This is a genomic window from Pseudoalteromonas sp. MMG013, from assembly GCF_018100885.1.
Taxonomy (GTDB): domain Bacteria; phylum Pseudomonadota; class Gammaproteobacteria; order Enterobacterales; family Alteromonadaceae; genus Pseudoalteromonas; species Pseudoalteromonas aurantia.
This window is the reverse complement of the sequence record NZ_JAGJEE010000013.1, coordinates 40,386-53,398: the sequence shown is the minus strand read 5'-3', so window position 1 is coordinate 53,398 and position 13,013 is coordinate 40,386. Positions and strand designations below refer to the sequence as shown.

The following is a 13,013-nucleotide window of genomic DNA, read 5'->3' as shown; positions in this document are numbered from 1 at the left end:
TATTAAGCTATTCTAAATCACCTTTTAGATTAAATTTAATATTATCGTCCAAATAATTTGAATATTGCTGTTTGTTAACTAAAAGGCTTACCGCAGTTCTATATATATTAACTAGGCCGTTACTTTCTTCTATTTCGTCTAATTTAAAATCATGGTCCTCTCTGGGCAACCAACTTAATCCATTGAGCCAACTGTGTAACTCCCTTAAAGAATTAGAATTTATTACTGCTTTTATAAAAATATCAAGTGTTACGATAGGGATAGTTTCATGCTTTGATACGGTACCTCCAAAACCTTGAATCACTACAACCCCTTTCACTTGCCAATTATCTGTAATTAAAAAGTCGTTTAAGCAACCAGTTGTACGCAGAATAATTTCAGATAAGTTTTTTTCTACAAACGCAATTTTACGAGCGAGCTGATTTACTTTTGAGGATGTTGCTTTTATTTTATTATAAACTTCTCTTACATCACCAGGTTGTAGTATCCATCTCAGCTCCATCAATAATACAGTTTTACTATTTTTATCAATAATTAACCCATCAATTTCTTCTTTAACTCCATTTACCTTATACTCCCTATTTAAAGAGTAGTGCTTCCAATTCTGAAGGGATACTTCCAGTTGTGAAACCATACTCTTTTCAAATATATCGCTTTGCTTATCAAACTGTTTATTATCTATTTTAGCCAAAAGAGATAATAAATTCCTTTGGATATTACTGTTTAAAATATGATAACAAGGAATCATAAACAGCCTTGACTTGGAAAAATAAAGCGGTTGCAAGGCTATGTCAGGTGTAATAGCTTTATTGCCAAATGTAAGAATTTCAACAAACTTGCAAATAGTTTCGTACTCAAAGTCAGCTAGAACTTGGATGTCAGCAATGAGTTGCTCTTTAGTAAGTATAAGAACTAAGCTTGATTCCCCTCCCCCACGAATTTTTTTTCCTGCTACCAACTCTACTGATAACACATGATATAAACACCTAACCATTAAAGAGTTAATCATTACATGTGTCTCAAATGCTCCACCCCAGTCAAATTCGAAACCTTCAGGGATAATCATTTCCCTTTGTGGTAATTGAGTCGCTATCCCGCACGCAATTGAAGGCTTATAGTCATATATAACCTTCGACTTTTTAATTCGCCCTGAATTGGTTAAGCTTTCTAAAATATGCTGCCCTTCAACATTGTAGGCTCCATTTTGCAACCATTCATATAATACTCCCGTCACATCAGGATCCATATTAGAACCGTGTCCTAAAACTTCGAGTACACTATATCTAAACTCACCCCTACTTTGTCCCTCTAATTTATAACCAGATGCCACCTTCTTAAAGTAACAATCAGAGCTGTATGTTGATGCGACAATTCGACTCAAATTCTCATATTTCCCAGCCTCTTGAAGTAATTCTGCAGCACGCTCATATAGCGAAGGATTTGTTTTATCTGGAAGGGTTATGCTTGTATTTGATGAGCTTTTTAAAACTTGAGCTATAGCATGACGTAGCTCATATTTAGATCCGTCAATAATTGAATAAAAGTCCATTTCATCTTTTTTTATATACCCATTGAATAAGAGACGTATTCTATCTTCAACCACAGTGAACAGATGCCAAATTGAAATATCTGCAAGTGGGTGTAAAAAAGATACTTTAGCTAATCCCTCGTCGATCAATAGTTCTACTTCCTGTCTAATAAACGTTTCATCTTCGGACATAATATAAATAACTCCATCATTTCAAAAAGTTGAAATTAAATTGGAACAAACATAATGTAAATGTGTTTATTTCTATATTTATAAATACGTTTAGTGCTTTTCCCTGTTTAGAACATTGAATATACAGCTAGTACAGGGGCTGCAAGAGATATAAAAAATCAAAAGTACGAATCAAAAAAGTTAAAGGTACGACAGCTTTCATCAAAAGTACGATACTATTCAAGATCAAAAGTACGACATTAACCTGTGTTTATCCTTTTCATAAAAAGTTCGGAGTTAAGTTTTGCGAGTTCCATCCTTCCACTTTCAGTATCACGAAAAATAAATAAGCTGTCGCCTTCAACCTTCAATAGGTAATCGAGTATTTTTTCTATTTTTCTAAGCCGCTTTTTTAAATCTGACAATGACGATCTAATACCAATTCTTTCTCGTAAATTATCTAACTTGATAACTTGCTTAGAAGGTCTACCACAGCGCTTTCGGCAGACTTCATAAAGTCTGCGATCAAATGGTTTGGATAATTGAAAGTAATCATCATGTAATGTTAAGACATCATTGTCATCAACCGTCTCAATGAGCCAATCGGGCAATGTTACTTGCCAGCGTCTTAAACCACTACCTTCGATTAACTTAAAGCCTTCGATGAGGCCCATACTTTCCAAAAATCTTCGGCCATTAAACTTATAATCAGTAGTGATTAAAGTTCCTGCGAGTCGATATAAAGCCTTTTCAACAAGTTTATACTCTTTTCCTGATGTTCCTCTCCCTGTAGCCTTTAGGAGATCATAGGTGTTGAAGCGAACCGTGTTACTAAGCTCTAATTTAGCATTTTTTGCAGCCATGATATGGCTTAAGCAATAAATAAGTATTTCTTTATCTTTGATGGTTGCTCGACCCAAGACGCTTGGAACAATTTTTATCGATACACCTTTATATGAAAAATCCAAAACACCTTTAGATTTGCCGTCTAATGCAAACACAGGCCACACCATTGAAAACATATCTGATTTCAAATTGACATGAGTCATTTTGCATTCGAAATGCGCCATAGCTAGCGTTACTTGTTTCTTGGTTGAGAAGCTAACCAGTTGTGAAAGTCTTCAACAGGAAAGAGTAATCGAGCGCCAATTTTAATATGTGGTGGTAATGGGTAATTACCACAGCCTTGTTTGTTCTTAGAGATTTGATTAAAAAGAGCTTGTTTGCTGATAAAAAGTAAGTCGGCTACTTCTTCTGAACGATAAAATACCTTTTCCATTATATTGACCTCAAAGCGTAAGCGTTGAGCTCAATTATTAGCTCAACACATTATTAATTAGTTGAGCGATAATGGTAATTAAGTGATCAGATAGTTGTCCTTGAAAAGCTAGGGGAACTTTCAGGGGGTTTTTGATGTTTTAGGGACAAAGTGAAAAGATTTAGCAAACGAAAAAAGAATAACTTTATGATTTTTATCTATATTATTTTTTTAAAGTGGGGATCGGCTAGTGAAAATACCTACAAAAAAATTTTCTTGATAATCTTTTTAAGTAGGCTTTTGGAGAGGTCTACGTAATATCACTTACATTTAAGATAAAAAAAGTAGCGAAGAAGATCACAAGACTTAGAATCAGAGCGCAACCAGCGAGTACAGGAGCCATGTTTAAATCCTGCCTTCTTTAATTGCTGTGAAAAGATCATTTTTCAGCTTGTCGTAGCGTCGAGTAGCGCGAATCGCTAACACCATTAAAATCCACATTTGAAACCATTCGTATAATGTCATAACAGCAATCTCTGCTAATGCTTTGCACTTGAGTATAGAAAAGATCCTTCCCAATTACACAAAGCAATAATCCACTCACTAATATTTTGTTGTTTCTGCTCATTACTACCCATGAACGGGAAGGTGATTTTTTTGCTTCGAGATTTGAAATGACTGAAAGGCTCTAACCTAATATCCCAAACCTCACCTATTTCATTTGTTACATCGAAAGCCAGCGCTTTTTGAGAAATCAAAGCAAAAAATATTTCCTGCTCTGTCTGCACTTCTTTCTCAAATGATAGCCCTAATGGTTCACATTCAGCTTCGATACCAGCTAAGCGGCTTTGAAACTCAGCTACTACAGGTATAAATGGCCTTAGTTCAACATTTTTGTATAGCTCTAAAAGTAGCATTACATTGCTCCTTAAAATTAGGCATGCCTAATTTTGATAACTGTCCTATTCTTTATGTGATTAGTAATAGGTGTCGTAAAGTTCACCACGTGATTGTGCATCTTCAGCTTCTTCACACGACATAAATTCACCATCAGCGATAATATTGCCCATACCATCATTCAATTGATCTAGTTGCTCGTTTTCTTTCGACGACTGCTCATCACTTGTAAATATACTTACCAACAAGTAGATACTCCCGACTAACAAACACACAAATGTTTCAAGCATATTCATTCCTCCAAATTCAAATTACCCATGAAAGCAAAAACTAAGGATTCCTTAGTATCTAGATTCAATTAAAGCTAAGAAACTCTTAGTTTTCAAGCTAAGAACAATGAATAATGAAAACTAATGACGAATCACCATTTCCAAAACGCTTAAAAGAGGCAAGAAAAGCCAAAGGGCTATCGCAAAAACAGTTGGGGATTTTAGCTGGAATGGATGAATTTACTGCATCGGCAAGAATGAACCAATACGAAAAAGGCGTACATGCCCCAGACTTCAAAACAGTGAAAGCACTTGCTGATATTTTAGAGGTGCCAACTGCCTACTTGTATTGCATTGAAGATAAGTTAGCAGTGCAGATTTTAATTTGGCTCATAAAATAATAAGAATTTAAAGATAGAGTAAGTTTTTCAAGAATAATTTAACAGTTTACACTTCTTAAGGCTAAACGTACTATAAAGAGCGCTTTAAAATAATCAGAAAACTAAAGGAATAGTCAGTACAGTGCGAATGCTAATACTTTCAGATTTACATGCTACATTTGAATCAAGCGATCAGAAAAATTCCAGACTATCCTTCAAAGATAAAGAAAGCGAGTTCGGCCGACGGTTTATTCATTACTGTAAATCATTAAATCTCAATATTGACTTTTTAGTGTGTCCTGGAGATATATCAAATCAAGGCTGCGGGGACTCTTTCGAGAATGGTTGGAGGTTTTTGAACCAAGTAAGCAATGAGTTAAATATTAAGGAAATCCTGTGCGTTCCAGGTAATCATGACCTTCAATCCCGTCCAGGAACAAACTTTTCGCCATTACATTCAGTTAAGTTCTGCGAACCAAGTTTCCCCTCAAACGACTTCGAAACCAATACCCATTTTTGGGGCTGGAATTGGAGCCATATAGAAGCAAAAAGTTTTAATTGTGTATTACTTAATTCAAGTGCATACCATGGTTTTTCAACAGAATATAAGCATGGCCGCGTTGCTCCAGAGACAATAAAACAACTATCTAATTTCATAAAAAGCGATGATTTTAAAGAAAAACCTTTCAACCTTTTACTTTGCCACCATCATCCGGTTAAGCGTGAGGATGTTGATTTTGAATCTGATTATGAAGTAATGGATGGAGGTCAAGCACTTTTAAACGAAATAGAAAGAGAAAGCTCAGAACCTTGGTTAGTAATTCATGGACACAAACATTTTGCTAGCATATTTAGAGCTCAGTCCGGAGGTTTTACAGCTCCATTAATTTTCTCCGCGGGCAGTTTCAGTGCGAAACTTTACCCTGAGATAGAGACCAGAACTGCCAATCAGTTTTATATTCTAGACATTGATCTCGAAGCAACTTCAGAAAATGAACGTCTAATTGGTACATTCGAAGCGCACTCTTGGGATGTCGATAATAACTGGCACCCCTCTTCCAGTGAAAACCTTCCACATAAAGGTGGTTTTGGTACAGATATATCTCCTAAAAATATAATATTTAAAATTAAAGAGCTATTAGAAATTGAACCATATTTAGATGAGAATAGCTTGCAACCAATTTATGAAATGCTAACTCATTATACCCCGACAGAATTCAAGGAACTCTTAAAGAAACTCACCAAAGCAAATCTTGAATATGACATTTCAGAACACAAATTGATCCAAGTGGCGTTAAAAAAATGATTGAACAAATCCAAAACTTTAATAAATCCTTTAATGCTAAATCTACTTCTAAGCAAAATTTAACCGAAAGCTTTATCCCAAATGGCCACTTTGACAGGTTAACTTCTCCTAATCATACAATAATGATAGGTCCAAGAGGGAGTGGAAAAACAACATTACTTAGAATGTGTGAGTTAGAAGCCCTTGATATTTGGAGCGGAACAAAGTCAGATAAATATAGATCTAGAATAGACTTTACAGGTGTCTTTATCCCTACAGATAGGTTTTGGAAAGCGCAATACGATCTGTTTAGAGAAAAATTTAAAGAAGATGCACTACTTAAGAAGTTACTATTATCTTCTTTCACTTACCATATTTTAGAGTGTTTCTCTAACACCCTAATTTATAGGACATTAATGATAAAAGATAAAAAAAGCTATTTCAGACATATAAATTTGTCAAAGCATGATGAAGTTGAAATGGTGGAACAGTTAAGCTGTTTATGGTGTGTAGAGACTAAAATACCATCATTAAGAGGCTTAGCTATCGCTCTTGCACTGAAAAAGCATGAAATATCTTCATTTTTATCTTCCTCTGACGGAACAAAACAGTCAAACAAAGTACCTAAATTTGCTGATTCAAATATAATATCTTTACTAGATGCAAGTATCCAAATTGTAAACATCTACTTTGCTGACTCTGATGGGAAGTGGGCCTTTTTATTCGATGAATTAGAGCTTGCACCAGACAGCTTTGTTCAGCCACTTATTGACAATATGCGTGGAGGACCTCAAAACCTCATTTTGAAATTGGCACTATCGCCATACCACAAAGATGTATCTATAACGCATAATTCATACAGTAGTATGCACAAACAAGATTTATCGTTTATTAACTTAAGTGGAGTTAGAGAAGATGGGTTGGAATTCGCTAAGACATTAACAAATAATATCTTTAAAAAACAAAATCTTACAAACCCAATTAACAGTTACTTTGAAACCATTGATATCGATAGAGATAAAGAGTTTTCAGAGCTGTGTGAAAGAGATCAAAGCTTTTACAATTATTGCCAAAAGCAAGGAATTCTTGGAAAAAGCTATGCAGACCTAACACAAAACCAACAAGCTGCTTTTAGAAGAATTCAGTTTAATGTTCATTTAAGGAACTATTACAAGCGGCCAAGAAAAAGAGCTTCACATTACTACACTGGCTTCGAAAATATCTGCAAGCTACTAGATTATAACCCTAGGATGCTTGTTGGCGTGATGAGTATTTTCTCTTCTATAGCAAAGGTCGAAGGCATAATTAAGGTTCATCGACAACTCAAATGCATTGACGATTATTACCAATCTTTTAAGGCATTACTAAATACTATCGCGGTAGACTCCAATGAAAAAAACTTTAAATCTCTTTATGATGTGATCACTAAAATCGCTAGTTTTTTTGAACAACAAATACATGGACAAGTTTTTTCTCCGGACCCTAGGGGAACTATAACCTTTGATCACGAATTTAATGCTAACTACATGGAAGCTATAGGCTTAGCATTAAATGCAGGAGCCTTAGTGATAGAAAAAAATGATACCGACTCTTTTCATGATACTAACGCACTAACTAGTTCTAGATGTCGGTTATCTTATATTTTTTCCCCGAAGTTTAAATTATTGACAAATGTTCAACCTCCTATTGATCTAGATGAAATTTTACACAAAAGAGAGATCAGAGTTTTTGACTTATTTGCTGGACAAGGAAGTTTTAATTATGAAGCTAATTAATCAGCCCTATATTTGTGATTTTGATCTGTCTGTTTATTGCTTAGGCTATGAAACTAGATCTGTTACAGCATATGAAAAATACAAAATTTTATCTAAAAAGAATATTGTACTTGGTTACAATTCGAACAAGGATGTATTGAATTATCAATCTAATAAGCGTTTTTTTTCACAGGCTGAAATTATTGAGACCGAATGTAGCGGTATACCTAATTACCTAAATCCTATAATTAATAAATTAAATGAAGAAGTGGAAGAGCCAAAGGTACTTGTGGATATCACCGTAATGACAAGACACAGGTTAGCCACTGTATTATTTTGCCTTTTAAATGGACTGAAAAAAAAGTCTACATTAACAATGTGTTACAATGCTTCAAAATATGTATCTCCCCCAAGTGAACTCCAACCAGTAAGAAAGGTAGGTGCTCTCATTCATCAATTAAGCGGTAACTTAGGCGATTTGTCTAGCTCAACTGCCGTAATTTTTGGTCTTGGTTATGAACATTTAAAAGCTTTAGGCGTATATAATTACCTTGACCCAGATTTAGCTTATACATTTATCCCAACAAGTGACAATACCCAGTTTGAAATTGATGTAAGAGAAAATAATAAATCATTAATTGAAAATATAATTAATAAAAATATACATACATATAATGTCTATAACCCTCTAGATCTGTATATTGACTTAAAGTCATTAATACTTTCACTCAAAGAGGGCTCTAGAGTAGTTATAGTACCTCTTGGACCAAAAATCCTTGCAGCCATATCTTTAATTATAAGTATGGAAATGGATTTAGAAATTCCTGTTTGGCGAGTTTCTTCTCTTCATTCTGAAGAGCCCATAGATCGAGTTGCAGATAGAGAGGTGCTTCAAACAATATCACTCTAGACAATTAATATATTAGCTTGGAGTTATATGTAAAAAGTAAGACTCTTAATTAGGGACGGAATTATAATTAACTCTAAAACTTTTTATTTCTAATTGAATACAAACATACTAACTACCCAGATATGTATACGTAATACTAAAGCGCTCATGTCCAAGCTCACGGCTAATTATCATTCGTGCCTTGTAATCTAGCTCCCGCTCTTTGCCTATTAAATGCATACGTCGCGGTCCACCATTAGCGGGGCATTGCCAACCAGTTAGTTCTAGATAACGTTGACGGGCATAGTGATGGCGTAAGCCATGATTTTTACTAAGTCCTACCTTATTAGTTTCGCGCTCATAGCGGCGCATTTGATCCACGTAGCGGTCTGTCGCGCGAATTAATGATGAGCGTGTAAAAGAGCGAACTTCATCAAGCAGGGAGCGCTGTGACTCTTTCAGGATAGGCAAGGAGCGGGGTTTACCACCTTTAGTCCATGAGCCTTTTAAGCGAATATAATTACCTTGATCTGCATAGCTGACATTGAACTTTATTGCCTCTTCTCGGCGTAGCCCGAACTCTTGTTGTAAGCGCAGTGAAAACCTTACATAAGGGCAATTAATCTGGGCATGCTTCTGCATATCTAGCTCCTTGGATTTACCCAGAGGACTATTGCGTACCTTATCAATACCGTATTCATCATTAGTACGACCGACTACATTACGTTTACCGACTTTGTCTGCCCACCATCTAATGGCCGACATTCGATTTTTGATAGTCTTATTTGCAAGCTTTTGATCTTGCCAATGCTTTACTAAAGCATTTACATGTTTAGGTTTTAACCCTTTTGCATCTTTTAGCTTAAAGCCAAAGCCATGAAGCTGTTTAGCAACAAGATTAAAAATGCTCTTTCTATTTTGGCGTGTAGCATGACTCCGCTCTTTATTATTAATGTTTAACTGATTTAGTGAATATCCCAACTGGCTCATATCAACTCCTCAAAATTTAAGTGGAAGATAGGAAACCAAAACCGAAGATCAGGGGGCGTAAGCCAATAAAGGTAAGTTTTAAAGCCACTTAATTAGTGAGTAACTAAAAAAGTTGTCATAAGACACATGGGCTGGCTGATCTAAAGCAAACAAGCAAAGCAGCGCTGAGTCTGTTGATTCAAGGCGCAGACTATAGTGGTTTTGGTAATTATTAATCTGGCTCTGTTGAACCTGACAGCTACGGTTGTAGCTCCTCTTGACGTGTCGAGGGCAGTTGAGTGACGCCCATTTTCTTGTTTGCTCATTGAGAGCAGATTCGTATTTAAGTTAACACATCGATCACTGATTGCAAGTGGCTAATGCATCTGGTGGTTGTCTTTCCCTCTTCTGGCCTTTCGATTTTGCGGTAGGGTAATAGGTCTCAAGGCATCATGAGCAGCAGCCTTGAATGAGGCGACTCTGCGAGTCGTCCCTACCTCTTCGAGTAGGTACGACTCTAGTAATAGTTTGGATAAAGTGCTACTCATAGATAAAGTTTTGTCATAAGGTTAATGAAAAGAGGGTTATATGAGTAAGCCTGTTGTAGACGAAATTTTTGAGCTTATCATTCAGCGGCGATTAGATGAGTTAGATAGCATTTCAAGGCCTGAGGATGCAGTGTATATTCGAACTATCGTTTCGACTGATAACGATGGTGGGGCTAATTTAGGTTTTAATTTAGAAGAGATCACTTCTGTGGCACCTTGGATTACACCTTTCTTTAAGGGACCGAGGATATTAGTCAGTTCTCTTTCTACAGCTGTACAAGGGGTCCTTACTGGTGGGAAGGCTAATTTTTTAATAGATTGGTCTTTTTCATTTGATTCGAATGTGGCTGAAAAAGTTCGTGCTTACATGAACGAGGAAGATATTAATCCCACGGACCTTGAGCGCGTCATTACATTACTCAAACTTAAAAACAAATTTTCGTTGCAAACAGATCTGTTACCTTTCTTGTTTGAAAACTTGAGATTATCCAGAAATGATAAAAGCAACGATAGGCCATTGGATACAATTATAGCGTTTAAGAAATTAGACTTTATGGATTGGGACGCCTTTGAAAAGGATCCAACGAAACCAAAGTTTAAGTGTATCGATGAGTCATGCCTATTAAATGATGCACGTGATACCTACGATAGCTTGGTAAATGATGCTGAATTAAAAAGATGGGAATACAAGGCTTTGTTCACACAGGTTATATTGTTTGAACTTGCAATTATATGGCTCAAGAAAGAATCTTCCCCTGAAGAACAGTTTTCAGAGCTTATTGATTTCTGTGTATTGCAGCTGGGTAAGCTACCTAAGTATGAACTTAAATTTGCTTGGCGATTTTTCAGTCATCCGACAAAAACTCGGTTTTTCGGCCCTCTAAATGGGGTGGCTAAAAAGCTGGTGAAGGCACTTAAGGGGATGGCTTGGGATATGTGTCACCTCCGGATTTTGGAGATGCTAGCTACTAAGAGTGAGTTAGGTTCATTTTATCTACCCTTCTTCGTTTCATTTGACGAAAAGTTTTCAGAAATATTGAAAGAAAACCAAGTACAACTATTAGTAGTCGACGACAGATTAAAGAGAATGCATAGTGCAACAGTTGATGAGTATGAATTTCTCCAAAATTTAGACCGCTATATGTCGCTAGCTACAAAAAGTCAAATGGAGCCAGCTAAATCTGAATTGAGAAGAAAGTACCAGGTACCCTCACATGATTTAGAGCAAATTCTCAGGTATCAAACTACTGAAGTAGAAAGGTTGGCTGTATTAGAAAGGGAGCGTAGAGCAAGTAAAGCTAAAACTTGAATATTGAAACGAAGCCTAAAAAATAACTATACTACAAAGTAGCACAGAGGTAGCACCGACCAATATAGGTTAGTAGTTAATAACGTGGAAGAGTAAGTAAAATGGTGGCCCCTCCCAGACTCGAACTGGGGACCTAACGATTATGAGTCGTGTGCTCTAACCAACTGAGCTAAGGGGCCATAGACAATATGATTGAGAATAATCATATTTTATTTCGCTTGAAAGTGTTATCAAGCGGGGTGCAGTATAAAAACTTTTAAAAGCCTTGTCACTAGTAAATGTAATAAATTTAACTATCTGTAAATCAAACGGTTAATTTTTCTTCAATTTCAGCGTAATACCGGTTTTAAAAACAAAAAAGCCAGCATCGGGGCTGGCTTTTTAGGGTGGTGAAATTAGGCAATACCGAGTTTCTTCTCTAAATAATGGATGTTAGTGCCACCATTATGGAAGTTTTCATCAGCCAATATTTTCTTATGCAATGGCGTATTGGTTTTGATACCGTCAATCACAAGCTCATTTAACGCATTGCGTGCACGTGCAATAGCCACATCGCGGTTTTCGCCATAAGTGATAAGCTTACCAATCATAGAGTCATAATGCGGTGGTACAGTGTAATCTGCGTATATATGACTATCCCAGCGGATCCCTAACCCACCAGCAGGATGGAATCGTGTGATTTTACCTGGAGATGGAATAAAAGAATCAGGGTCTTCTGCGTTGATACGACATTCAACAGCATGCCCACGGATCACCACATCATCTTGAGTAAATGAAAGAGGTTGCCCCGCTGCAATTTTTAGCTGCTCTTTGATCAAGTCGACACCAGTCACCATTTCAGTAACAGGGTGCTCAACTTGAATTCGCGTATTCATTTCAATGAAATAGAACTCGCCATTTTCATACAAGAACTCAAAAGTTCCCGCACCACGATAGCCAATTTCAATACATGCACGCGTACAACGTTCACCAATGAATTTGCGCATTTCTTCGGTAATACCTGGTGCAGGTGCTTCTTCAACGACCTTTTGATGGCGGCGTTGCATTGAGCAATCACGCTCACCTAAATGAACGGCATTACCTTGGCCATCAGCCAGCACTTGTACTTCGATGTGACGAGGGTTCTCTAGGAATTTCTCCATGTAAACCATGCCATTACCAAAGAACTGCTTGGCTTCTTGTTGCGTTAGAGCAATTGAATCAATTAATTCAGCTTCGCTGCGTACCACACGCATACCTCGACCACCACCGCCGCCTGCGGCTTTGATGATAACAGGGTAACCGATGCGTTTTGCTATCTGAACGTTACGTTCTTGATCTTCCGTTAAAGGACCATCTGAGCCTGGTACACAAGGTACTCCGGCTTTACGCATCGCTTCAATCGCGGCAACTTTATCACCCATGATGCGAATAGTATCGCCTGTAGGGCCGATGAAAATGAAACCACTTTGCTCAACTTGGTCTGCAAAATCAGCATTTTCAGATAAGAATCCGTACCCTGGGTGAATTGCGACGGCATCAGTTACTTCTGCGGCTGCAATAATACGCGGAATGTCTAAATAGCTTTCGGTCGCTGCTGGTTTACCAATACAAATGGTTTCATCTGCAAGCAAGACATGCTTAAGATCACGGTCAGCTGTAGAATGCACAGCGACAGTTTTAATCCCAAGTTCCTTGCAGGCACGCAATACACGAAGTGCAATTTCACCTCGGTTTGCAATGACTACTTTATCTAACATAGCGTTTGCCTTCTGAG

Annotated in this window: 12 protein-coding genes and 1 tRNA gene; 5 read left to right on the top strand and 8 right to left on the bottom strand. The window is 36.9% G+C overall.

The window, feature by feature from the left end; genetic code table 11:
* Nucleotides 1–7 precede the first annotated feature (7 nt).
* The 5 genes from J8L98_RS13220 to J8L98_RS13200 all read right to left on the bottom strand — a co-directional run bounded on the left by J8L98_RS13220 (nucleotide 8) and on the right by J8L98_RS13200 (nucleotide 4,144).
* Nucleotides 8–1,720, bottom strand: coding sequence for a hypothetical protein (locus tag J8L98_RS13220; protein ID WP_210996803.1), 1,713 nt, complete (start codon nucleotides 1,718–1,720; stop codon nucleotides 8–10).
* Nucleotides 1,721–1,959: 239 nt separating this feature from the next.
* Nucleotides 1,960–2,721, bottom strand: coding sequence for a replication initiator protein A (locus J8L98_RS13215; protein WP_282098775.1), 762 nt, complete (start codon nucleotides 2,719–2,721; stop codon nucleotides 1,960–1,962).
* A 56-nt stretch (nucleotides 2,722–2,777) separates the two neighbouring features.
* The gene (locus J8L98_RS13210) at nucleotides 2,778–2,978 is read right to left on the bottom strand and encodes a helix-turn-helix domain-containing protein (RefSeq protein WP_033032042.1); all 201 of its coding nucleotides are present in this window, start codon (nucleotides 2,976–2,978) and stop codon (nucleotides 2,778–2,780) included.
* A gap of 518 nt (nucleotides 2,979–3,496) precedes the next feature.
* Nucleotides 3,497–3,874 (bottom strand): hypothetical protein, encoded by a 378-nt coding sequence (locus tag J8L98_RS13205; protein WP_210996801.1) that lies wholly within the window; start codon nucleotides 3,872–3,874, stop codon nucleotides 3,497–3,499.
* A gap of 60 nt (nucleotides 3,875–3,934) precedes the next feature.
* Complete coding sequence (locus J8L98_RS13200) at nucleotides 3,935–4,144, bottom strand: hypothetical protein (RefSeq protein ID WP_210996800.1); 210 nt, start codon at nucleotides 4,142–4,144, stop codon at nucleotides 3,935–3,937.
* Nucleotides 4,145–4,257: 113 nt separating this feature from the next.
* Here J8L98_RS13200 and J8L98_RS13195 point away from each other — a divergent pair, with 113 nt between their 5' ends.
* From J8L98_RS13195 to J8L98_RS13180, 4 genes are all read left to right on the top strand, one after another.
* Nucleotides 4,258–4,524, top strand: a complete 267-nt coding sequence (locus J8L98_RS13195) for a helix-turn-helix transcriptional regulator (protein ID WP_054561145.1) — start codon at nucleotides 4,258–4,260, stop codon at nucleotides 4,522–4,524.
* Nucleotides 4,525–4,651: 127 nt separating this feature from the next.
* Nucleotides 4,652–5,809 (top strand): metallophosphoesterase, encoded by a 1,158-nt coding sequence (locus J8L98_RS13190; RefSeq protein WP_054561146.1) that lies wholly within the window; start codon nucleotides 4,652–4,654, stop codon nucleotides 5,807–5,809.
* Complete coding sequence (locus tag J8L98_RS13185) at nucleotides 5,806–7,563, top strand: hypothetical protein (RefSeq protein ID WP_054561147.1); 1,758 nt, start codon at nucleotides 5,806–5,808, stop codon at nucleotides 7,561–7,563. Before J8L98_RS13190 ends, J8L98_RS13185 begins: the two co-directional genes overlap by 4 nt.
* The gene (locus tag J8L98_RS13180; protein ID WP_210996798.1) at nucleotides 7,550–8,452 is read left to right on the top strand and encodes a hypothetical protein; all 903 of its coding nucleotides are present in this window, start codon (nucleotides 7,550–7,552) and stop codon (nucleotides 8,450–8,452) included. Before J8L98_RS13185 ends, J8L98_RS13180 begins: the two co-directional genes overlap by 14 nt.
* A gap of 108 nt (nucleotides 8,453–8,560) precedes the next feature.
* Here the strand turns inward: J8L98_RS13180 and J8L98_RS13175 are convergent, their stop codons facing one another.
* Nucleotides 8,561–9,421: a phage integrase N-terminal domain-containing protein gene (locus J8L98_RS13175; RefSeq protein WP_210996797.1), complete on the bottom strand. Its 861-nt coding sequence runs from the start codon at nucleotides 9,419–9,421 to the stop codon at nucleotides 8,561–8,563.
* A gap of 567 nt (nucleotides 9,422–9,988) precedes the next feature.
* Here J8L98_RS13175 and J8L98_RS13170 point away from each other — a divergent pair.
* Nucleotides 9,989–11,257 (top strand): hypothetical protein, encoded by a 1,269-nt coding sequence (locus J8L98_RS13170; protein ID WP_210996796.1) that lies wholly within the window; start codon nucleotides 9,989–9,991, stop codon nucleotides 11,255–11,257.
* Nucleotides 11,258–11,359: 102 nt separating this feature from the next.
* On the opposite strand, the gene J8L98_RS13165 is transcribed toward J8L98_RS13170, so the two are convergent.
* A tRNA-Ile gene (locus tag J8L98_RS13165) sits at nucleotides 11,360–11,436 on the bottom strand.
* Nucleotides 11,437–11,652: 216 nt separating this feature from the next.
* Nucleotides 11,653–12,996, bottom strand: a complete 1,344-nt coding sequence (gene accC, locus J8L98_RS13160) for an acetyl-CoA carboxylase biotin carboxylase subunit (RefSeq protein WP_192505971.1) — start codon at nucleotides 12,994–12,996, stop codon at nucleotides 11,653–11,655.
* Nucleotides 12,997–13,013 lie beyond the last annotated feature (17 nt).